Origin of the sequence: Pseudonocardia thermophila (assembly GCF_900142365.1) — a bacterium.
Classification (GTDB): Bacteria; Actinomycetota; Actinomycetes; order Mycobacteriales; family Pseudonocardiaceae; genus Pseudonocardia; species Pseudonocardia thermophila.
Genome location: NZ_FRAP01000009.1, coordinates 63,346 through 84,743 on the forward strand (window position 1 = coordinate 63,346; position 21,398 = coordinate 84,743).

18 protein-coding genes are annotated in these 21,398 nt (G+C 73.7%); 6 read left to right on the forward strand and 12 right to left on the reverse strand.

The window, feature by feature from the left end; genetic code table 11:
* The first annotated feature begins 79 nt into the window (after nucleotides 1-79).
* Nucleotides 80-3,301, forward strand: coding sequence for an ATP-binding protein (locus BUE41_RS13255; protein ID WP_073457386.1), 3,222 nt, complete (start codon nucleotides 80-82; stop codon nucleotides 3,299-3,301).
* Between the two features lie 16 nt (nucleotides 3,302-3,317).
* Here the strand turns inward: BUE41_RS13255 and BUE41_RS13260 are convergent, their stop codons facing one another.
* Nucleotides 3,318-5,384 carry an alpha/beta fold hydrolase gene (locus BUE41_RS13260; protein ID WP_200803883.1) on the reverse strand — a complete coding sequence of 689 codons (2,067 nt, stop codon included), beginning with the start codon at nucleotides 5,382-5,384 and terminating at the stop codon, nucleotides 3,318-3,320.
* Nucleotides 5,385-5,513: 129 nt separating this feature from the next.
* Between BUE41_RS13260 and BUE41_RS13265 the strand changes: the two genes are divergently transcribed.
* Nucleotides 5,514-6,569, forward strand: a complete 1,056-nt coding sequence (locus BUE41_RS13265; protein WP_073457387.1) for a class I SAM-dependent methyltransferase — start codon at nucleotides 5,514-5,516, stop codon at nucleotides 6,567-6,569.
* Between the two features lie 51 nt (nucleotides 6,570-6,620).
* On the opposite strand, the gene BUE41_RS13270 is transcribed toward BUE41_RS13265, so the two are convergent.
* Together BUE41_RS13270 and BUE41_RS13275 are read right to left on the reverse strand one after the other, a co-directional pair.
* Nucleotides 6,621-7,745, reverse strand: a complete 1,125-nt coding sequence (locus tag BUE41_RS13270; protein WP_073457504.1) for a fumarylacetoacetate hydrolase family protein — start codon at nucleotides 7,743-7,745, stop codon at nucleotides 6,621-6,623.
* On the reverse strand, nucleotides 7,742-8,929 hold the full coding sequence (locus BUE41_RS13275) for a homogentisate 1,2-dioxygenase (protein WP_073457388.1): 1,188 nt from the start codon (nucleotides 8,927-8,929) through the stop codon (nucleotides 7,742-7,744). The genes BUE41_RS13270 and BUE41_RS13275 overlap by 4 nt, the downstream gene beginning before the upstream one ends.
* 16 nt (nucleotides 8,930-8,945) lie before the next feature.
* Here BUE41_RS13275 and BUE41_RS13280 point away from each other — a divergent pair, with 16 nt between their 5' ends.
* Nucleotides 8,946-9,311, forward strand: a complete 366-nt coding sequence (locus BUE41_RS13280; protein WP_234997229.1) for a hypothetical protein — start codon at nucleotides 8,946-8,948, stop codon at nucleotides 9,309-9,311.
* A gap of 82 nt (nucleotides 9,312-9,393) precedes the next feature.
* Here BUE41_RS13280 and BUE41_RS13285 read toward each other — a convergent pair whose 3' ends face one another.
* On the reverse strand, nucleotides 9,394-10,908 hold the full coding sequence (locus BUE41_RS13285; RefSeq protein ID WP_073457390.1) for an FAD-dependent monooxygenase: 1,515 nt from the start codon (nucleotides 10,906-10,908) through the stop codon (nucleotides 9,394-9,396).
* Complete coding sequence (locus BUE41_RS13290) at nucleotides 10,908-11,873, reverse strand: MBL fold metallo-hydrolase (RefSeq protein ID WP_073457391.1); 966 nt, start codon at nucleotides 11,871-11,873, stop codon at nucleotides 10,908-10,910. The genes BUE41_RS13285 and BUE41_RS13290 overlap by 1 nt, the downstream gene beginning before the upstream one ends.
* A 161-nt stretch (nucleotides 11,874-12,034) precedes the next feature.
* Here BUE41_RS13290 and BUE41_RS13295 point away from each other — a divergent pair, with 161 nt between their 5' ends.
* Both BUE41_RS13295 and BUE41_RS30200 read left to right on the forward strand, forming a co-directional pair.
* Nucleotides 12,035-12,766 (forward strand): AfsR/SARP family transcriptional regulator, encoded by a 732-nt coding sequence (locus BUE41_RS13295; RefSeq protein WP_073457392.1) that lies wholly within the window; start codon nucleotides 12,035-12,037, stop codon nucleotides 12,764-12,766.
* Between the two features lie 236 nt (nucleotides 12,767-13,002).
* Nucleotides 13,003-13,164: a DUF1059 domain-containing protein gene (locus BUE41_RS30200; RefSeq protein ID WP_143172132.1), complete on the forward strand. Its 162-nt coding sequence runs from the start codon at nucleotides 13,003-13,005 to the stop codon at nucleotides 13,162-13,164.
* A 208-nt stretch (nucleotides 13,165-13,372) separates the two neighbouring features.
* Here BUE41_RS30200 and BUE41_RS13300 read toward each other — a convergent pair whose 3' ends face one another.
* From BUE41_RS13300 to BUE41_RS13330, 7 genes are all read right to left on the reverse strand, one after another.
* Nucleotides 13,373-15,013: a solute symporter family protein gene (locus tag BUE41_RS13300; RefSeq protein WP_073457505.1), complete on the reverse strand. Its 1,641-nt coding sequence runs from the start codon at nucleotides 15,011-15,013 to the stop codon at nucleotides 13,373-13,375.
* Complete coding sequence (locus BUE41_RS13305; RefSeq protein ID WP_073457393.1) at nucleotides 15,013-15,363, reverse strand: DUF485 domain-containing protein; 351 nt, start codon at nucleotides 15,361-15,363, stop codon at nucleotides 15,013-15,015. The genes BUE41_RS13300 and BUE41_RS13305 overlap by 1 nt, the downstream gene beginning before the upstream one ends.
* 147 nt (nucleotides 15,364-15,510) lie before the next feature.
* Nucleotides 15,511-17,196 (reverse strand): sodium/solute symporter, encoded by a 1,686-nt coding sequence (locus tag BUE41_RS13310; RefSeq protein WP_073457506.1) that lies wholly within the window; start codon nucleotides 17,194-17,196, stop codon nucleotides 15,511-15,513.
* 26 nt (nucleotides 17,197-17,222) lie between these two features.
* Nucleotides 17,223-17,573, reverse strand: a complete 351-nt coding sequence (locus BUE41_RS13315) for a DUF485 domain-containing protein (RefSeq protein ID WP_073457394.1) — start codon at nucleotides 17,571-17,573, stop codon at nucleotides 17,223-17,225.
* Nucleotides 17,570-18,343 carry a LytR/AlgR family response regulator transcription factor gene (locus tag BUE41_RS13320; RefSeq protein ID WP_073457395.1) on the reverse strand — a complete coding sequence of 258 codons (774 nt, stop codon included), beginning with the start codon at nucleotides 18,341-18,343 and terminating at the stop codon, nucleotides 17,570-17,572. Before BUE41_RS13320 ends, BUE41_RS13315 begins: the two co-directional genes overlap by 4 nt.
* 43 nt (nucleotides 18,344-18,386) lie before the next feature.
* Nucleotides 18,387-19,448, reverse strand: a complete 1,062-nt coding sequence (locus tag BUE41_RS13325) for a sensor histidine kinase (protein ID WP_084754903.1) — start codon at nucleotides 19,446-19,448, stop codon at nucleotides 18,387-18,389.
* Nucleotides 19,449-19,653: 205 nt separating this feature from the next.
* Complete coding sequence (locus tag BUE41_RS13330) at nucleotides 19,654-20,490, reverse strand: SDR family NAD(P)-dependent oxidoreductase (protein WP_073457396.1); 837 nt, start codon at nucleotides 20,488-20,490, stop codon at nucleotides 19,654-19,656.
* A gap of 73 nt (nucleotides 20,491-20,563) precedes the next feature.
* Here BUE41_RS13330 and BUE41_RS13335 point away from each other — a divergent pair, with 73 nt between their 5' ends.
* Complete coding sequence (locus BUE41_RS13335) at nucleotides 20,564-21,136, forward strand: TetR/AcrR family transcriptional regulator (RefSeq protein ID WP_073457397.1); 573 nt, start codon at nucleotides 20,564-20,566, stop codon at nucleotides 21,134-21,136.
* Nucleotides 21,137-21,398 lie beyond the last annotated feature (262 nt).

A 21,398-nucleotide genomic window follows, 5' to 3' on the forward strand; every position in this document is an offset into this window, starting at 1 on the left:
ATACCGACCGGCGGTGGGCGGGTCTCGTGCCGCCGTTCGGCCCCTGGCCACCGTCGCCGTGCGCGAGGACGCTGGCCGGATGGGCGAGGTGTCACTTCGGCTGATCGGCCCGCCGTTCGGCACCGCGGCCGGTCCCGGCGGCGCCCTCGGCAGCCGCAAGGCTCGGCGCCTGTTGCTGCTGCTGGCCGCGGAGCGGGGCCGGACGGTGGGGGTCCCGCGCATCGTCGAGGTGCTCTGGGGCGACACCCCGCCGCGCCGCCCGGCCGAGAACGTCGCCACCCTGGTGAGCAGGCTGCGCGCCGCGCTCGGAGCTGATGTGGTCCTCGGGGACCGGACCGGGTACCGGCTCGGCGACGTCGAGACCGATCTCGGGACTGCGGCACGGCTCGTCGCCACCGCCCGGATCGGGCTGCCGGCCGCGCCGGGCCCGGCCGCGGTCGCCGCCGAACGGGCGATCGCGCTGTTGGAGGCCGGTGAGGTCCTCCCCGGGGAGCCGGACAGCGACTGGGTCGCCGCGGTGCGGGCCGAAGCGGCGGCGCTGCTGCGCACCGCGCGCCACACGGCCGCGGCCGCGGCCCTCGCCACCGGGGACTCGGACGCCGCGATCGCCGCCGCCGAGGCAGCTGTGCGCGCCGACCGGCTGGACGAGCCGGCCTGCCGGCTGCTCATGTCGGCCCACCTCGCCGCGGGTGCCCCGGGTGCCGCGCTGGCCGCGTACACGCGGTTGCGGGAGGTGCTCGCCACCGAGCTGGGGACCGATCCCGATCCGCGCACGCAGGCGGTGCACCTGGCGGTGCTGCGCGGGCAACCGGTGAGCGAGCCGGCCGCGCCCGCGGCCGGCCCCCGCCGCAGCGGCGTGGTCGGGCGCGCCGCCGAGCTCGCCGCGCTGGACCGGGCCTGGTCCGACGCCGCCACCGGTCGTCCGAGCCTGATCCTGGTGTGCGGCGAAGCAGGCATCGGCAAGACCCGTCTGCTCGAGGAGCTCACCGAGCGGGTGACCACGGACGGCGGGCTGGTCGCGGGTGCGCGGTGCTACACCGCGGAGCGCTCCCTGTTCCTGCAGCCCGTGGTCGACGCCCTCGGTCCACCGCTGGCCGCACTGCCCCCGGCGGACCTGCGCGACCTGGCCGGGCCGTACGCCACCGATCTGGCCGAGCTGATGCCCGTCCTGCAGGACGTCCTGGGACCCGCGACCGGCGGCCGCGACGGTTCGGTCGACGACCTGCGGCGTACGTTCGAGGCCGTGACCCACGCGGTGCGGGGGTTGTCCCGGCGCCGTCCCCTCCTCCTCACCCTCGACGACCTGCAGCACGCCGGGCTGACGACCGTCGAGCTCGTGCACTACCTGGCGCGGCGGGCGGATCGGTGCCGGGCCCTCGTCGTCGTCGCGGTGCGCTCCGAGGAGGGCGCCGCGGCGCTGGACATGCTCGGCCCGCGGGGACGGCGGATCGAGCTGGGGCCGCTCACCGCGGCCGCGGTGGGCGAGCTCGCCGCGGCCGCCGGACACGCTCGGCTGGCCGGGCAGATCCTGCAGCGCACCGGCGGTCACCCGTTGTTCGTCGTCGAGACGCTGCGCGGCCTGCGCTCCGGCGACACCGCGGTGCCCGCCACCCTGCAGTCGGCCGTCCTCGCCCGGGTGCGCCGCGCCGGACCCGAGATCGAGGACCTGCTGCGGGCCGGTGCCGTGCTGGGCGCCGCCGTCGACCCGGCCGTCGTCGCCGCCGTGCTCGGCCTGCCCGAGCACACCGCGCTGAAGCGGTGCGAGCAGGCGGTGCAGGCGCGGCTGCTCGTCGTGTCCGGCCGCAGCTACGAGTTCGTGAACGACCTGGTCCAGGAGGTGCTCTACGCGACGACGGCCGAGCCCGTGCGCGTCGCCCACCACCGGCGAGCGGCCGACCTGCTCACGAACTCACCGGAAGCCGTCGCCGCGCACGCCGCGGCCGTCGGTGACCGGCCACGCGCAGCGCGGGCCCTGCTGACGGCCGGTGAGCGCGCGCTGCTGCGCTACGCCCTGCCCGACGCCGACGCCCTCCTCGGCAGCGCGCTCGACCAGGCCCGCCTCGCTGACTCGGCCGAGCTGGTGGCCCGTGCGCACCTGCTGCGCGGGCGGGCCCGCGAGGCGGCGGGCCGGTTCGCCGACGCCGCCGCCGACCACCGCGCCGCCCTCGCCACGGTCCGCGGCATCGGCGACGAACGAACCCAGATGCACGCGCTGCGGGCGCTCGGCGGCCATCCGTTGCTCGCCGGCGGCGCGGCGATGAGCGAGTGCGTCGCGCACCTCGCCGAGGGGCTCGCGATCGCCGTGCGGCTCGGCGACCGGGCCGTCGAGGCGGGTCTGCGGGGGTGGCTGGCCGTGCTGGCGACCAACGACCTGCGGTTCGGCGACGCGCTGGAGCAGGGGCGGCGGGCGGTCCGCGCGGCCCGCGCCGCCGCGTCCGACGACGCGCTCGCCGCGGCGCTGGACGGGCTGAAGAACGCGCACGCCTACGTCGGCGACATGACCGAGCTCCGCGCCGTGCTGGCCGAGCTCGTGCCGCTGCTGCGGCGCACCCGGAACTTCGAGCTGCTGCAGTGGGCGGTGTTCGAGTCGGCGTTCCCGGCGATCGCCGCGGCCGATTGGTCGGCCGCGCTGGCCTGCGTCGACGAGGCGCTGGAGATCAACCGGCGCAGCCGCAACCCGGTGACCGCGTCCTGGTTCGTCGCTCACCTCGGCTGGATCGCCCGGCTGCGAGGCCGGCTCGACGAGGCCGAGGAGCACGGGCGCCGGGCGGCCCGCCTCGCCGAGCAGACGGCCCATCCCTGGTACATCGCCGACGCCGACGCGCTGCTGGGCGCCACGCTGGCCGAGCGGGGCGAGACCGCCGAGGCGGTGCGCGTCCTCCGGGCAGCGCGGGAGCGGGCGAGCCGGCACGGCGCCAGCGCGTACCTGCTGCGCTGCCTCGGCCCACTCGCCGCCCTGACACCGCAGGACCACGCGGTGCTCGCCGATGCGGACGCCCTCGTCGCCCGGATCGGCGAGCACGCGTGGTTCGTCGGCCTCGACGCCTACTGCGGGGTGGCGCGGGGGTGGCTCGCCGCCGGTGATCCGGACCGGGCCCGCACCGTGCTGGCGCCGCTGCTCGCGGCGGCCCGGCGCCGGGACTGGCGTCCCGTGGTCGCGCACGCCGGCCTGGTCGCCGCCGAGGCCGCGCTGGTGTGCGGAGCCGATCCCGCCGGTCTGCTGGCAGAGTGCGCCCGGCTGGGCGCGATCCACGGCATGCCCGGCGTCGTCGCCCGGGCCGAGGACCTGGCCGCGGCCTGATCGTCCACCGTTGGCGTCACAGCAGCTCGGCGATCAGCTCCGCCGCGCGCCGGGCACCGTCGGTGGGGACGGGCAGGTAGTCCGGGGTCCGCGCGAGCTCGGCGGTGATCGCGTCCGCGAGCCGGTCCGGGGTCGCGTCCGGGTAGCGGACGCAGCGACCCGCGCGATGGCGCTGCAGCCGGTGGCGGACGTGGATCTGCTGTTCGAAGTGGTTGCCGAGGGGAACGTAGACGAACGGGCGACCGGCCGCCGTCAGCTCCATGGTGGTGGCCAGCCCACCCTGCACGACGGCGACGTCGCAGGCCGCGAGGTGGCGGTGCAGGTCGGGCACGAAGCCGCGGACCTCGACGCCAGGGGGCGCACCGATCGCCGCGGGATCGGTGCGCGGCCCGGTCACGACGATCATGCGGAGCCCGGGGACGGCACGGCGGATCTGCGGGTGCGCCGCGGCGACCCGGCGCAGCAGGTGCGCGCCCACGCCCGATCCACCCGCGGTGACCAGACAGATCTGCTCGTCGGCCCGGTAGCCCAGCTCGGCCCGCAGCTCCTCCCGGTCGGCGGGGGGGGACGAACCCGGTGACGTAGCCGCTGAACGCGTAGTGCTCGCGGGTCCACTCCCGGATCGACGGCATCCCGGGCCGAACGGGGCGTCGAGCACGTCGACGGGTTCACCGATGAACACCGCGCGGTCGCGGACGTGCGGCAGCCGGGCCACGTGGTCGAGCGTGCGCGCGTTGAGATCGGCCGTCAGCAGGGCCTCGCGGTCACCACCGGCCGGCATCGGGAGCCAGCCGACGAAGTCGGTGAGCCAGGCGTAGGCGCTGCGCTTCCGATCGGGGTTCTCGTGCCAGAAGTGGTCCACCTCCCAGCCCTCGTCCGCGACGACCAGGTCGTAGCCCTCGTCGAGGACGTCGTCGAAGACGTGGAAGTTGGCGACGAGGACGGCGTCCATGCGGCGCAGGGCCTCGAAGACCCGCACGTCGTGCTCCCCCGCCTCGGCCTCGATGTGCACGCTCTCCGCGGCGAGGTGCCGGCTGGCCGGGTGCACCCGCTCCCCGGCCGCCGCGACGACCGCGTCGACCGGTGGCTGGGCGAGCCAGTCGATCGTCAGTCCGGGATGCAGCGCCCGCAGTTCGCGGGCGATGGCGAGGTCGCGGCGGGTGTGCCCGAGCCCGATGGGTGAGCTGACCATGAGCGCCCGCGGTCCCCGCCACCGCCGGCGCGGCGGCGGGGCAGGTGCGAACCGGGACGCGAAGGCGTGCAGTGCACGGTTGACCACGACCGGGCGGGTCGCCATCGCCAGGTGCCCGGCGTCGGGCAGCTCCAGCAGATCGGCACCGAGCAGGTCGGCCAGCGCGCGGCCGCGTTCCGGCGGGATGCACCGGTCGTCCCGCGAGTTGATCACCAACGCCGGGCAGGTGACGGCGGCGACGACGGCGTGGACCTCCTCCACCGAGGCGGCCGGGCCGCCGGCGAGCTGAGTGGCGATCAGCACCTCGGGCGTGGTCTGCAGGCCCCAGGCGACGCAGTCCTCCACCACCTTGTGCATGTGCGGCTCGGTGACCAGCTCCGCGAAGAAGAACTCCAGGAACCCGCGGTAGTCGCGGCGCCAGTAGTGGTGGTTGTCCTTCGCCCAGCCCTCGTCGGTGTCCAGCGGCTCGGTGCGCGAGTGGACGGCCCGGGCGGGCAGCTCCGGTGCGAGCGCCTTCACGTTCGGGTCGAGCAGGACGACGCCGAGCACCCGGTCCGGGTGCCGGCCCGCGGCCATCAGCGCGCGGAACGCGGCTGTGCAGTGCCCGACCAGCACCGCTCGCTGCGTGCCGGTCGCATCGAGCACGTCGATCAGATCGCCGACCAGCGCGTCGACGGTGTGCTCGGCGGGGTCAGCGCTGCGCCGCGACCGGCCGTTGCCCAGCGGGTCGGCGGTGATCACGCGGTGGTGCCGGGCGAGGTAGGGCACCTGGGCCTTCCACATCCCTGAGTGGATCACCGCCCAGGGCGCGGTGAGGAACACCGCGGGCGTGCCGCTGCCGTGCACGGCCCAGGCGATCCCGCGGCTCGTGGTGCCGTGCGTCTGCCGCATCCGGTCCTCCTGCACGACGGTCCTCCTGCACGACGACAGCGTCGAGCGCCCCATTGCAGTCGCGTTGCAACGGCGGCGCAACGGCCGGACGGACCCTGCGCCGACCAGCACACGACCCGGGAGGAACCGATGGCCGTCGACACCGACAAACTCATGGACTTCATCGACCGGTTCGCCGCCGACCTCGGCGCCACGATGGCGGCGGGCAACGTCGTCGTCGGGCACCGACTGGGGCTGTACCGGGCGCTGGCGCAGGGCCCGGCGACGGCGGCCGAGCTCGCCGAACGCACCGGGTGCGACCAGCGCTACCTCACCGAGTGGCTGCGCGGCCAGGCCGCGGGCGGCTACGTCGGCCACGACGCTGCGACGGACACGTTCTCGCTCTCGGAGGAGCAGGCGTTCGCGCTGGCGAACCCCGACGGTCCCGTCTACCTCCCGGGCGCGTTCGTGCTGGCCCTGGGCACCCTGAAGGCCGAGGAACAGATCACCGACGCGTTCCGCACCGGGGCGGGAGTGGGCTGGCACACCCACGACGACGACGTGTTCTCCGGCTGCGAGCTGTTCTTCCGACCCGGCTACGTCGCGAACCTCGTCGACAGCTGGATCCCCGCGCTCGACGGCGTGACCGCCAAGCTGACGGCCGGCGCCCGGGTCGCCGACATCGGATGCGGGCTGGGCGCCTCCAGCGTGCTCATGGCCACCGCCTTCCCGGCGTCGCGCATCGCGGGCTCGGACTACCACGCCGGGTCGATCGAGTTGGCGCGCAAACGGGCCGCCGACGCCGGGGTGAGCACCCGCGTGACCTTCGAGGTCGCCTCGGCCCAGACGTTCGGCGGAACCGGCTACGACCTGGTGACCTCGTTCGACTGCCTGCACGACATGGGCGACCCGGTCGGCGCGGCCCGGCACGTGCGAGAGGCGCTCGCCCCCGACGGCACGTGGATGATCGTGGAACCGGCCGCGAGCGACTCGGTCGCCGAGAACCTCAACCCGGTCGGGCGGGTCTACTACTCGTTCTCCAGCTTCCTGTGCGTGCCGAACGCGCTCTCGCAGCCCGGCGGCTACGCGCTGGGAGCGCAGGCGGGCGAGACCGCCATCCGCCAGGTCTGCACCGAGGCCGGGTTCACCCGCTTCCGCCGCGTCGCCGAGACGCCGTTCAACCTGGTGTTCGAGGCCAGGCCCTGAGCCAGGCGTCAGTGCGCGCGGGGACCGGCTCGGGGTCCGATCCCGCTCGGATCACCCGGTGCGCGCCGGCAGCACCGTCCCCGCGACCGCGCCGAGATCGACCACCGATCCGTCCGGTCCCGGCGCCGTCGCGGAGATGACGACCTCGTCGCCGTCCTCGAGGAACGTGCGGGTGCTGCCGTCGGGGAGGGTGATCGGCTCCTTGCCGCCCCACGACAGCTCCAGCAGGCAACCGCGCTGCTCCCGCTCGGGGCCGGAGACGGTGCCGGAGCCGTAGACGTCACCGGTGCGGCTCGGGGCCCCGTTGACGGTCATGTGGGCGAGCTGCTGGGCCCCGGTCCAGTAGTTCTCCCGCACCGGCGGGCGGCTGATCACGTGCCCGTTGAGGCGCACCTCCATCGTGATGTCGAGGCCCCACGGCTCGGCGTCGCTCAGGTAATCGGCGGGTTCGGGATCACGGGCGGGCGGGTCGACGCGGGCCGCCGAGAGGTCGGCCAGCGGCACCACCCACGGCGAGACTGACGTCGCGAACGACTTGCCGAGGAACGGGCCGAGCGGGACGGTCTCGAACGCCTGCAGGTCGCGCGCGGACCAGTCGTTGAGCAGGAACACCCCGAACACGCGCTCGGCGAACTCCGTGACCGGCACGCGGCTGCCCAGCGGCGACCCGACGCCGACGACGAACCCGAGCTCGGCCTCGATGTCCAACCGTCGCGACGGCCCGTAGACCGGCCCGGCCGAGCTGCGGCGCATCCCGCACGGCCGCACGATCGGGGTGCCGGACACGACGATCGAGCCCGCCCGGCCGTGGTAGCCGATCGGGATGTGCTTCCAGTTGGTCGGCAGCGGGTCCTGCCCGGGGCGGAAGATCTCGCCGGCGTTGCGGGCGTGGTGCTCGTTGGAGAAGAAGTCGACGTAGTCGGCGACCTCGATCGGCAGGTGCAGGGTGGCGTCGGCGAGTGCGACGCGGTGCTCGGCCCGGTCCAGCGCGTCGTGGGCGGCCTCGCGCACCGCGGCCCAGGTGTCCGGCCCGGCGGCGAGCAGCGGGTTGAGGACGGGTGCAGAGAGCAGGTCGGCGAACCGCGGGAGCGCCGCGGCCGCATCGAGCACCTCTTCACCGGCCCGCACCCCGATGCGCCTGCGGCCGTCGGCGAGGGAGAACACCCCGAACGTCATCGCCGCGCCCACGTCCACGCGTAGTCCGGGTCTTCCGAGGCGAACGCACCTTCACCCAGCTCCAGCGGACGGAAGGTGTCGACCATGACCGCCAGCTCGTCGAAGAACTCCGCGCCGAGCGCCCGTTCGACCGCGCCCGGCTGCGGGCCGTGGGTGTGCCCGCCGGGGTGCAGGCTGATCGAGCCCTGCCCGATGCCGGAGCCCTTGCGAGCCTCGTAGTCGCCGCCGCAGTAGAACATGACCTCGTCGGAGTCGACGTTGGAGTGGTAGTACGGCACCGGCACCGCCAGCGGGTGGTAGTCGACCTTGCGCGGCACGAAGTTGCAGATCACGAAGTTGGTGCCCTCGAAGACCTGGTGCACCGGCGGCGGCTGGTGGACGCGGCCGGTGATCGGTTCGAAGTCGGCGACGTTGAACGTGTACGGGTACAGGCACCCGTCCCAGCCGACCACGTCGAACGGGTGCGTCGGCAGCACGTAGCGGGTGCCGGTGATCCCGCGCGCGCCGCGGTGCTTGACCAGCACCTCCACGTCCTCGCCTTCGACGAGGAACGGTTCGGTGGGGCCGTGCAGGTCCCGCTCGCAGTACGGGGCGTGCTCCAGGAACTGGCCGTAGCGGGACAGGTACCGGCTCGGCGGCGCGATGTGGGAGTTCGCCTCGATGACGTACAGCCGCAGCGGCTCGTCACCGGTCGGCACCCAGCGGTGCGTCGTCGACCGCGGCAGCAGCACGTAGTCGCCCTGCCGCGCCGCGAGCACCCCGAAGACCGTCTCGACGGTCGCGGTGCCCGCCTCGACGTAGACGCACTCGTCGCCGACTGCGTTCCGGTACAGCGGGGACGCCTCGCCCGCGACGACGTAGGAGATGCGCACGTCGGCGTTGCCCAGGACCAACCGGCGACCCGTCACCGCATCGGCGCGCTTGCCCTCCGCGCCGGGGAACAGCTCATGCAGCCGCAGGTGCCGAGGCAGCAGGGGGCGGTTCTCGGTGAGGGCCTGGTCGGGCAGCTCCCACGGTTGCGCATCCACCACCGCCGAGGGGATGCCGCGGTGGTAGAGCAGGGCGGAGTCGGAGGAGAAGCCCTCCTCCCCCATCAGCTCCTCGTAGTACAGGCCGCCGGAGGGTGTCCGGTACTGGGTGTGCCGCTTCGGTGGGATCTCGCCAACGCTGCGGTAGTAGGGCATGCGACCATCCTGCACCGTGGGCGAGACCTGGACAGCCGCTGAATGCGCAGCCGCCTGGGGGGTCAAGCCGGGCACGTGGCTGGCCTACGTCTCCCGCGGCCAGGCCCCGGCCCCGCTGCCCGGTGCCGGGCCGCGCCGCTGGGACGCCGACGCGGTGCGCTCGTTCCCGCGCCCGGGGGTCGGCCGCTCCCGTGCCTCGGCCACGCCGGAGGCGCACGCGCTGCTGGAGCGCATGCGCGCCACGGCCGCGGAGCTGGAGCGGCTGCAGGCCGAGCAGAAGGCGCTGCTCGCCGAGGGCGCGGCCGCCGGGCTGGAGACCGCGGCGATGGCCCGGGCGCTCGGGATCAGCCGGCAGACGGCGGCGAGCTGGCTGAAGTCCTGAGGGTCTCCTGCGTCGAGAACGACGTTGCGGCGAATTCGAATCGATTCAGTCCGCAGTGACTTCGTTCTCGGCGCAGGGCACCTCAGCCGACCGCGGTCCGCGTCCGGTCCACGGCCCCACCCACGGCCCGGGCCAGCGCGGCCGGCACCTGCTCCTGCGGGACGACCGCGGCCACGTACGCGTCCGGCCGCACCACCCACACCTCGCCGGGCCGGGCGCCGAGCACCTCGGCCACCTCGCCCTCCAGGGGCAGCGACGCGCACCCGGGCGCGGACCCGCCGATCAGCAGGAACCCGTCCCGGGCCAGCGCGCGCAGCCGGGTGCTCCCCACCGGCACGTCGGGCACCAGCACCCCCGGCCCTGGGTCCGGCACGCTCCCGCGCGGCGGCCTGCCCCGGAACGGCCGCTGCGGATCGGGTGTGGTCAGCGGCGAGTCGACGTACCAGAACGGTTCGTACAACCGGCCCGAGTCGACCTGCGCCCGCGCAGCCGGATCGGTCACCGCCCGCGCCAGCACGTCGGCCCGGAACGCCGCCCGATCGGCGTCCGGCGGGACGAGGAAGTCCATCGTCGCGCTGGTGACCTGCAGGTTCTCCTGCGCTGCCGCGTGCCGTTCGACGTGGTAGCTCTCCAGCAGCTCCGGCTCTGCCAGCCCGCGCAGCACCCACGCCAGCTTCCACGCGGCGTTCTCGGCGTCGGCGACGCCGGAGTTCATCCCGCGCGCCCCGAACGGTGAGTACAGGTGCGCGGCGTCGCCGGCCAGCAGCACCCTGCCCACCCGGAACCGGGTCGCGCAGCGGGAGTGGAACCGGTACACCGATGTCCACACCAGTTCGTACGGCCGGTCGCCGATGATCTGCCGCACCCGCGCGTCCAGCGCACCCGACTCCCGTTCGGCGGCCAGGTCGTAGTCGGCGGGCACCTGCCAGTCGATGCGGAACATCCGGTCCGGGCACGGGTGCACCAACACCTGTCGGCCGGGGTTCCAGACCGGGTCGAAGAAGAACCGCCGCTCGTGCGACCAGCCGGGCAGGTCGGTGCGCAGGTCGGCGATGAGGAACCGGTCGTCGAACGAGCGGCCGGGGAAGCCGACGCCGAGCTGGTCGCGCAGCTCGCCGCAGCGCCCGCCCGCGCACAGCAGCGCGTACTCCGCACGCAGCTCCTCGTCGCCGCACCGCACGGTGACCCCGTCGGCGTCCTGCTCGATCGCGGTCACCCGGTGCCCCCAGCGCACGTCCACCAGCGGCTGGGCGGCGACGGCGGCGTCGAGCAGCTCCTCGGTGCGGGCCTGGGAGATGTTCACGAACGGCGGGAACGGGGAGCGGCCGCGGTCGGCGAACGTGGTGCTGAACAGCTCCGTGCCGCGGTGGTAGGTGCGCGCGGTCGTCCAGGTCAGGCCCTCCGCAGCGACCTGCTCACCCACGCCGACCGCCGCCCAGATGTCGAGGACGTCGCGGTGCTGGCAGATCGACTTCGACCCGACCCGGTCCCGGCCGGGCAGCGCGTCCAGGACGATCGACGGCACGCCCCAGCGGGCGAGCAGCAGTGCGGCGGTGGTGCCGACCGGACCGGCACCGACGATCACCACCGGGACCATCAGCTGCCCTGGAGCTGCGCCCAGACCTCCTGGTCGCGCTCGGTCGTCCAGATCACCGGCCGCTCGATCCCGTGCAGCTCGTCCCACACCCGGGACACGTCGAACGGCAGGCAGTGCTCGAAGATCGGCCAGTGCCCGTACTGCTCGTGCAGGGCGGCGTGGCAGGCGGCGAACGCGTCGGCGAGGGTGCCGCCCTCGTCGATGACGGCCTGGGTCTCGGTGATCAGGGTACGGAGGAAGTGCCGGGTCTGCGCGATCGCGGCGGCCACCTCGTCCCGGCCCCGACAGGTGGCGCCGCGCCCGCCGACCAGCGCCTCGGCACCGAGTGCGGCGACCGCGTCGAGGGTGCCGCCCGCCCACTCCCGGTGGAACGCGTCACCGGTGTAGAGCGCCGCTTGCGCCTCCACCAGGTCGCCGGCGAACAGGATCCGCTGCTTCGGCAGCCACGCCACGATGTCGCCCTCGGTGTGCCCGCGCCCGCAGTACTGCAGCACGAGATCGCCGCGGTCGCCGCCGAGGTCGATCGTGAGCCGGTCGGAGAACGTCAGTGTCGGCCAGGTCAACCCCGGCACCGACGCGGGTTCCTCGGCCAGCCGCGGCATCCGCGCGAACTCCGACGCCCAGTCGGCCTCCCCGCGCTCGGCGATCAGCGCACGGGTGTTCTCGTGCGCGACGATCACGTCCGCGTCGAACGCCGACGCGCCCAGCACGCGCACCGCGTGGTAGTGCGAGAGCACCAGGTAGCGGACGGGTTTGTCGGTGTGCTCGCGGAGTCTGGCCAGCCACTTGCGGGCGGCGACGGGCGTCGCGAGCGCCTCGATGCAGACGAGGAAGTCCTCGCCCTCGATCGCCCCGACGTTCGGATCACCCTCGGCGGTCAGCGCGTACACCCCGTCGGCGAGCACCTCCAGGGTCTGCTGCTTCTCGGCGAGATCCTGCGACGACGCGAACGGCTTCGCTGCCATGCGCTCCACGGTCGCACCGCAACGGGGGTGCGGACAAGCGGTAGGGTCCGGCGTCGAGAACGAAGTCATGGTGATCAACAAGCCTTCTTGATCACCATGGCTTCGTTCTCGACGCGGATTCCCGGGTTGACTTCTCCCCTGCCCCGCCGAAATCCTGCAGCGTGGTCCGGGTCCAGTTGCACGGCGGCTTCGCGGTGGTCGTCGACGGCCGGTCGATCACGGCCGATCTGCCGGGCCGCCGGGGACGGATGCTCGTGGCGTACCTGGCGGCGCACCCGCGCGGGGCCGACCGGAGCCGGCTGATCGACCTGTTGTGGCACCCGGCCGAGCCGGGGCCGTCGGCGCCCGCCGGGTTCGCCGCGCTGCTGTCGAAGGCCCGCGCGGCGCTCGCGCCGATCGAGATCCGCGGCCGGCAGAACCTGCAGCTCGTGCTTGCCCCGGACGCGGTCGTCGACACCGCCGTGGCCGCCGCGGCCCTGCACGAGGCCGACGCAGCCGCTGCGCGCCGGGACTGGCGGCGGGCCTGGACGCAGGCGCTGAGCACGCTGTTCGTGCTCCAGCGGGAGTTCCTCGCCGATCTCGACCACCCGTGGATCGACGAGCGCCGCCGCGAGCTCGCCCACGACCACGACCGCGCCCTCGCCTGCTACGCCGAGGCCTGCCTGCACCTGGGCCCCACCGAGCTGGCCAGCGCCGAGCGCAGCGCCCGCCGGCTCATCGCGTCCCAGCCGCTCGCCGAGACCGGGTACTGCCTGCTCATGCGCGCCCTCGCCGCGCGGGGCGACCGGGCCGCCGCACTCGGGGTGTACGCCGAGCTGCAGGCGGTGCTGCGCGCCGAGCTGGGTACCGCTCCTGGCCCGGTCGCGGCCGCGGTGCACGCCGACCTGCTCTGAGCCCGGAGACGAGGAGACGGCGACGAGAGGCGGCGACGAGAGGCGGCGACACGGAGACAGCGGCACGGAGACAGCGGCACGGAGACAGCGGCACGGAGACAGCGACACGGAGGCAGCGGCACGGAGACGGCGACAAGGTTTCGACAACGCCGCGGCAACGCCACGACAGCCCCGGGCGAGCACCATGGTGCGGCCCCGAGGGGAAGCACCGGGGCGGACGCAGAGGGGAGCACACGATGAACCAGGTCAGCTGCGAATGCGGCTACGCCGCCCGGCACGAGGACGAGGAGCAGATCGTCGCGCAGGTCCTGCGCCACGTGTCGAGCGATCATCCCGAGCTGGTCGGCTCGGTGACACCCGAGGTCGTGCGCGGATGGATCGAGGTGGTACCGGCCTGATCCCTGCCAGCCGCCGCGGGCGTCGCGGGTGGCGGGAGGGCACCCGTGACCCCGGGGTACACAACCTCGCGTTGAGAACGACGTTGTGGCGATCAGAGAGGCGCTTGTTGATCACCACAACGTCATTCTCGAGGCATCTGGGACCAGAAAGGGGGGTGCCCGCCGCCCCGGTTGCGGGACGGCGGGCACCGCGGCCGTGCGCTCCCCCCTAGTGCGTCACGGCCTTCTCGACGCCCACTCCGGTGAGGGAGCGGACCTCCATCTCGGCGTACTTCTGCGGGTCGGCCGGGTCACGGCGACTGCTCAGCACGGTGCCGAGGTAGCCAAGCAGGAACGACAGCGGGATCGAGACGATGCCCGGGTTGTCGAGCGGGAACCAGTGGAAGTCGACGCCCTGCAGCATCGAGGCGCTCTTGCCGGTGGCCGGATCGACCGGCTTGCCCGACACCACCGGCGAGAAGACGATCAGCACGATCGTGCTGATCAGACCGCCGTAGATGCTCCACTGGGCACCGGTGGTGTTGAACCGCTTCCAGAACAGCGAGTACAGGATCGTCGGCAGGTTCGCCGAGGCCGCCACGGCGAACGCGAGCGCCACGAGGAACGCGACGTTCTGCCCGTTGGCGAGGATGCCGCCGACGATGGCCAGCACGCCGATCACGACGGCCGTCATCCGCGCGACCTTGACCTCCTGCTGCGGGCTCGCCTCGCCGCTCTTGAGCACGTTGGTGTAGATGTCGTGCGCGAACGACGCCGAGGCGGTGATCGTCAGGCCGGCGACGACCGCGAGGATCGTCGCGAACGCGACCGCGGAGATCAGGCCCAGCAGCAGGGTGCCGCCGAGGTGCGCGGCCAGGAGCGGCGCCGCGGAGTTCGCCGCGCCCGGGGCGGAGCGGATCACGTCCGCGCCGACGAGCGCCGCCGCGCCGTACCCGAGCACCAGCGTGAACAGGTAGAACAGCCCGATCAGGGCGACCGCCCAGCTCACCGAGCGGCGGGCCTCCTGCGCGGTGGGCACGGTGTAGAAGCGCATCAGGATGTGCGGCAAGCCGGCGGTGCCCAGCACCAGGGCCAGCGACAGCGAGATGAAGTCGATCGGGTTCTTGTACTGGTTACCCGGGTTGAGCAACTGCTCACCCAGCTTGCTGCTGTTGGCGACGGCCTCGCCGAGCAGGCCGGAGAAGTTGAACCCGACCAGCGCCAGCACCCACAGGGTCATCAGCAGCGCGCCGGCGATGAGCAGCACCGCCTTGATGATCTGCACCCAGGTGGTGCCGCGCATACCGCCGATCAGGACGTAGGCGATCATCAGCACGCCCACGATCGCGATGACGACGGCCTGGCCGAAGCCGCTGGTCACGTTGAGCAGCAGGGCCACCAGGCCACCGGCACCGGCCATCTGGGCGAGCAGGTAGAAGAACGACACGACCAGCGTCGACGTGGCCGCGGCGGCGCGCACCGGCTTCTGCCGCATGCGGAACGCCAGCACGTCGCCCATCGTGTAGCGGCCGGTGTTGCGCAGCAGCTCGGCCACCAGCAGCAGCGCGACGAGCCAGGCGACGAGGAATCCGATCGAGTAGAGGAAGCCGTCGTAGCCGTTGAGGGCGATGGCACCGGCGATGCCGAGGAACGACGCGGCCGACAGGTAGTCGCCGGAGATCGCGATGCCGTTCTGGCGGCCGCTGAACGCGGACCCGGCGGTGTAGAAGTCGCCGGTCGTCTCGGTGCGCCTGCGGTTCACCCGCACGACGATCGCGAGCGTCACCACCACGAAGACGGTGAAGATCGCGGTGTTCAGGAGCGGGTTGCTGGCGGTCTCGAGCGCGCTCTGGGCGAGGTTGGTCGTGATCACCGCTGCTCCAGCTCCTCACGGATCGAACGGGCGAGCGGGTCGAAGCGCCGGTTGGCCCACCGCACGTACCACCAGGTGATCGCGAACGTCGTGACGAACTGCAGAAGGCCCATCAGCAGGCCGATGTTGAAGTTGCCGCCGATCTTGGTGGACATGAAGCCGGGTGCGTAGACCGACAGCAGCACGTACAGCAGGTACCAGGCCAGGAACAGCCCCGACACCGGGAACACGAAGCTGCGCAGACGGCGGCGCAGCTCCTGGAACTCCGGTTCGGCCTGCGCCTTCTCCCAGTCGGGCGCTCCGGTCGGCGGTCCGGCCGCCTCCGACCTTCCCAGAGGGGTGCTCATCCGAGATGCCTCCTCGCATTCGGCCGCTGACTCACGGTGCAGACGCGGTGATCAGGTGCAGAGGATCCGGTGACCGCGGTCACGCCCGGTAGTGGCGCGCGACACATCGACCAGTGCCGCGACGAACGGTCGACGAACGGTCGACAGCTACGACGAACGGTTGCGCGCGCGGCGCTCGTCGAGGTGCAGCCGCAGCATCGCGGCGGGCGCCCAGGCCGGGGCAGTGCCGCGCAGGGAGACGAGCACCATCGTGGCGAAGGCCAGCGGGACCGACCACAGCGCGGGCTGACCGAGCAGCACCGACACCAGGCCGGGCGGCGGCGACGCCAGCAGGCCGACGACGATCACCCCGGCCGAGGCGAGCAGCCCGACGACCATGCCGGCGGCCGCCCCACGGGCGGTGAGGCCGGACCACCACAGCCCCAGCACCAGCAGTGGGCAGAAGGTCGAGGCCGCGACCGCGAACGCGGAGGTGACCAGCACCGAGATGTCCAGGTGCGCGGCCGGCAGCGCGAGCGCGACGACGACCAGGGCCGCGGCGAGCGTGGTGAACCGCAGCCGCCGCACCGGCGCCGCCGTGCTCATCAAGTCGTGCGAGACCGCACCTGACAGCGCCAGCAGCAGGCCGAGCGAGGTCGCGAGGAACGCCGCGAACGCACCGGCGGTGAGCATCGCGGTGACCAGCTGGCCGGCCCAGCCGGTGTCCACCCGCGACGGCAGGGCGACCACGACCGTGTCGGTGCCTCCGGTGAGGAACAGCTCCGGCAGCAGTGCCGCGCCCAGCAGCCCGTACACGGCGGGGAACAGGTAGAACGCCGACAGCATCGCCACGGTGATGGCCGCGGTGCGGCGCGCACCCCACCCGTCGGCGCTGGTGTGGAAGCGCACGACGATGTGCGGCAGGCCCATCGTGCCCAGCACGGTGGCCACCAGGACCGACAGCGTCGCGAGCAACGGGAACCCGGCCCCGGACGGGTCGAGCAGCGGTCGGGTCCAGCTCTCGCCGCCCGGCGCGACCGCGCCCGCGACGTCCGGGACGTCGCTGCCCGCGGCGAACCTCCACGTGCTGCCGGTGCGTGCGGTGTAGTCGCCGGGAGCGAGCACCTGCGGCGGCTGCCCGTCGACGGCGACGGTGGTCGGCTCGGTGATCGTGAGCCGGGTGTCGAGCCGGAACTCGACGGGGGTCTCCTGGGCGAACGTCGTGAACTCGACCGGGGTGAGCGCCGACGAGCGGGTCTCCGCGCCGACGTGCACGAGCAGCCAGATCGCCGGCACGGTGAACAGCACCATCTTCAGCGCGAACTGGAACGCCTGCACGTAGGTGGCCGCGCGCATCCCGCCCAGCGCGAGCGTGATCGACACGGCGGCCCCGGCGACCACCACGCCGACCCAGTACGGAGTGCCGCCGACCAGGTTGAGCAGCAGCCCCGCCGCCTTGAACTGCGGCACCAGGTACAGCACCGCGATCGCGATCACCGCGACCGCGCACAGTCTGCGCAGCCCGGGCGAGCCGAGCCGGGCCTGGGCGAAGTCGGGCACGGTGAGCGCACCGGTCCGCCGCATCGGGGCCGCCACCAGGGCGAGCATGAGGACGTAGCCCGCGGTGAACCCGACCGGGTACCACAGCGCACCGATGCCGTCCTTGACGACGAGCCCGGCCACGCCGAGGAACGACGCCGCCGAGAGGTACTCCCCCGACACCGCTGCCGCGTTCACCGTGGGCGAGAGCCGCCGCGACGCCACGAGGAAGTCCGACGTCGACCGGATCGCCACGCCGCGGGCCCCGATCAGCAGCGTCGCGATCACCACCAGCATGAGGGCGGTGACCACCATCGGGGCGGAGCCCGTGCCCGCGGCGATCACGGTGCCCGTTCGATGCGCTCCGCCCGGCGCAGCTGCCAGCGGGAGAGCGCGATCAGCAGCGGGTACGGCAGCACCCCCACCGCCAGCCAGGACAGCGGAACCCCGAACACGCGCACGTCGTCGAGGCCGGGGAAGGCGGCGAGCAGCAGCGGGATGCCCACGATGACCGCGCACAGCAGCGCCACCGCTACGAGCGCCCAGCGCAGCTGCTCGCGGTGGATGCGCCGAGCCCGTTCCAGATCGCCGGGGGCCAGGTGCGGCGGCAGCGCGGTGTGCCCGAGCCGCCGGCGCGCGAGTGCGACCCGGGTCTGCGGGCTGGTCACGACCACGCGCCGCTGCCGGGTCACGAGCCGCCCCCGTCGAAGACGCCTCGGGTGGCCGCGTCGAGCAGCACCTCGCGCAGCTCCCGTGCGTGGCGACGGCTCACCGGGACGTCACCGACGTCGGTGTGGGCGAGCAGGCCACCGGACAGGTCGCTGCGCAGCTCCCGCACCGCCGGCACGGCCAGCAGGTAGCTGCGGTGCACGCGGACGAACGACGCGCTCGCCCACAGCTCCTCCAGCCGCGAGATCGGGATGCGCACCAGGTGCGCGCCGGACGGCGTGTGCAGGCGCACGTAGTCACCCTGCGCCTCGACGTAGCGCACGTCGTCGCGGCGGATGAACCGGGTGCGCCCGGCGAGCTCCACCGGCACGGCGGCGAGCGAGTCGACAGCGGGCTTCGCGGGTGGGGCAGGCGTGTCGATGAAGCGCCGCACCCGCTCCAGCGCAGCCCGCAGCCGCTCCGGGCGCACCGGTTTGAGCAGGTAGTCGGCGGCGCCGATGCCGAAGGCGTCGGCAGCGTGCTCCTCGTAGGCGGTCACGAACACCACGACCGGCGGGTCCTGCATGCGGGAGAGCAGCGACGCCAGCTCCATCCCGCCCATGCCGGGCATCGAGATGTCGAGGAACACGACGTCCAGCGGCTCGGCCTGGATCAGCTTCAGCGCGGTCACCGCGTCGGTGGCGGTGCGCACCGAGCCGATCTCGGGCGCCGCGTCGAGCATGCGGCGCAGCTCCCCCACCGCGGGCTCCACGTCGTCGACGGCGAGCACCCGCCACCCCCCGCTCGACGTCACTGTCCGCGCTCCTCGATCCAGGTCCTGCACCCGAGACGGCCGGTCACGCCACCACCCCCGGCTGGAACCGCGGCACCCGCACCAGCACCTTCGTCCCGGCACCCTCGGCCGTCTCGATGACCAGACCGTAACCCGGACCGAACACCGTGCGCAGCCGCCGATCGACGTTCAGCAGTCCGACGCTGTTCGGGTCGCCGCGGCCGGCGAGGACGTCGGCGGCGTGCTGCGGATCCATGCCCGGCCCGTCGTCCTCGACGGTGAGGATGGCCTCGTTGCCCTCGGCTACCCCGTTCACCTGCACGAGCCCGCCCTCTGGGGTCGCCTCGACCCCGTGCTTGACGGCGTTCTCCACCAGCGGCTGCAGCGCCAGGTACGGCAGCGCGACCGGCAGGATCTCCGGGGCGATGCGCAGCTGAACCTTCAGCCGGTCCCCGAGCACCGCCCTGGCCAGCGCCAGGTAGGCCTCGATCGCGGCGAACTCGCCCGCGACGGTCGTGTAGTCGCCGCCGCGGGCGAGGCTGTGGCGGGTGTACTCGGCGAAGTCGAGCATGAGCTCCCTTGCTCGTTCCGGGTCCGACTCGACGAACGACGCGATAGCGGTGAGCGAGTTGTACACGAAGTGCGGGGAGATCTCCGCGCGCAGCGCCCGTAGCTCGGCCCGCTCGGCGATCTCGGCCGAGCGCTCCAGCCGGGCCCGTTCCAGCGCCTCGCCCACCCACGCCGCGGCTTCGTCCAGCGCGGCGCGGTCCAGTCCGTCGGCGGTGACGACGAGCGCGCCGGCCACCTCGTCGCGGGTGTGCAGCGGCAGCGCGACCAGCCCGTCCGGCCCCTTGGCGCGGTTGTCGGTGCGCAGGACGGTCGCGACCATCTCCTGGACCACCCGCGGGTCCAGGCCGTTGCCGGACCACACCTCCTCACCGCCGAGGCCGACGAGCCCCACCGTCCGCACGCCGAGCAGGCGGCGCAGCCGGCGCACCGCCGACGGCGCGCCGGGCCCGCCGATCCCGGCGCGCAGCTCGTCGGCGATGCGGCGGCCGACGCCGAGCACACCGAGGGCCTCCGCCCCCGCCGGCCGGGCGCCGCCGACCCGCCACCACCGAGCCACGTCGGGATGATGGCAGGCGCGGCCGCGGCGGTGGAGGCTGGCGCACGGATGCCGGCGCGGCCCGGCGCCGTGGTGGGTGCGGGCCGGGCCGAAGCGCAACGACGGGCCGGGCCGAAGCGCAACGAACGGCACTCTCGTCCACTCCGGGTGGACGAGAGTGCCGTTCGTTGCGTCCCGGCCACCACCGCGGGGATGCCTTCCGTGATCAGCCGAGGTCGACGCCGTAGCGCTTCGTCAGCCGCGAGCCCGTGGCGATCAACCGCTGGTAGGCCGAGCCGAGCACGCGCGGCAGCAGGTCGATCGCGCGCGCGTCCAGCCCGATGAGGATCCGCGGGGAGTTGCGCTCGATCCCGCGGATGATCGTCTTGGCGGCGTCCTCGGGCGAGGTGCGGGCGATCCGACGGAAGCTGCGCGCCGCCTCCTCGTCGTCCATGCCGGCGGGCTTACGGGCGGAGCGGGCGATGTTCGTGTCGATGCCGCCCGGGTGCACGCAGCTGACGCCCACCGGGTGCCCGGCGATGAGCATCTCCTCGCGCAGCGCCTCGGTGAACCCGCGCACGGCGAACTTGGCCGCGTTGTAGGCGCTCTGGGTGGGCACCCCGATCAGGCCGAACACGCTGGAGACGTTCACCAGGTGGCCCTCGCCGGAGGCGATGAGGTGCGGCAGGAAGGCCTTCGTGCCGTGCACGACGCCCCAGAAGTTGACGCCCATCAGCCAGTCGAGGTCCTCCCAGGACATCTCCTCGACGGTGGCCATGAGCGCGACCCCGGCGTTGTTGACGACCAGGTTGACCTGGCCGAACTCGGTCACCACCGCATCGGCGTGGGCGAGGAGCGCGGTCCGGTCGGCCACGTCCAGCTCGTGGCCGACGGCCTTCGCGCCGAGCTTCTCGCAGGTCGCGACCGTGTCGGCGAGCCGGACGGCATCGACGTCGGACAGCGCGAGCCGCGCACCCCGGCCGGCGAGGGCGACGGCCAGCGCCCGCCCGATCCCGGACCCGGCGCCGGTGATCACGGCGACCTTGTCGGTGAAGTCCCGCACGGTGTCCCCCTCGGCTACGCTGCAACAAAGCGACTGATCTGTTGCAGTGTTGCACACGCGAGGAGAGGCCGCGATGCCCGTGTTACCGCCGGTACCCCCCGCGTCGCTCGATCCCTACCTCGACGCCACCGCGCGCTGCTTCGCCCGCTACGGGGTGCGCCGGACGTCGGTGCAGGACGTCGCCCGCGAGCTCGGCGTCAACCGCACCACCGTGTACCGGCAGGTCGGCACGGTGGAGCGGCAGGCGATGCTGCTGCTGATCCGCGACGCGCACCGCCTGCTCACCTCCCTGAGCGGCTGGATCGACGGACCGGTCGGCCCGCGGACGGTCGTCGACCTCATGGCCGAGGTCGTGCGCCGCGCGCGCGAGCACCCGGTGCTGGCGAAGGTGCTCGCCGACGAGCCCGAGCTGATCGGCACCTACGTGACCCGGGACGGCGCGGCGCTGATCGAGCTGGTCACCGGGGTGCTGCGGCCGCTGCTCGAGGCCGCCGCGGCGGCGGGGACGATCGCCCAGCGCGATCCCGGGGTGCTGGCGCAGTGGCTGGTGCGCACGACGGTGTCGCTGATCCTCACCCCGCCGCCGGTGGAGCTCGAGGTGTTCCTGGCCGAGCTGCTGCTGCCGGCGCTCGAGCCGCAGAGCTAGGGCCCGGGAACCGCGGAGAGCCGCAGTGCTGATTGTGCGCGGTTCCTTCGTCGCCGGATCGCGGCTCGTGCACTCCCCGCGTCGACGGTGGCTCCTCCGCAGCTCACGGCCCCGTATCGTTCCGCTGTGGGCCGCTAGGCACCTGCCCGCCGTCGTCGACGCGCGAGCGCCGTGGCCACCTTCCGGTGGTGCTCGGTCAGGAGCGGTGGGTCGGTCCGGGGGTACGAGGCCGAGGCGCTGTTGAGGTGAATCGCGTCCACCG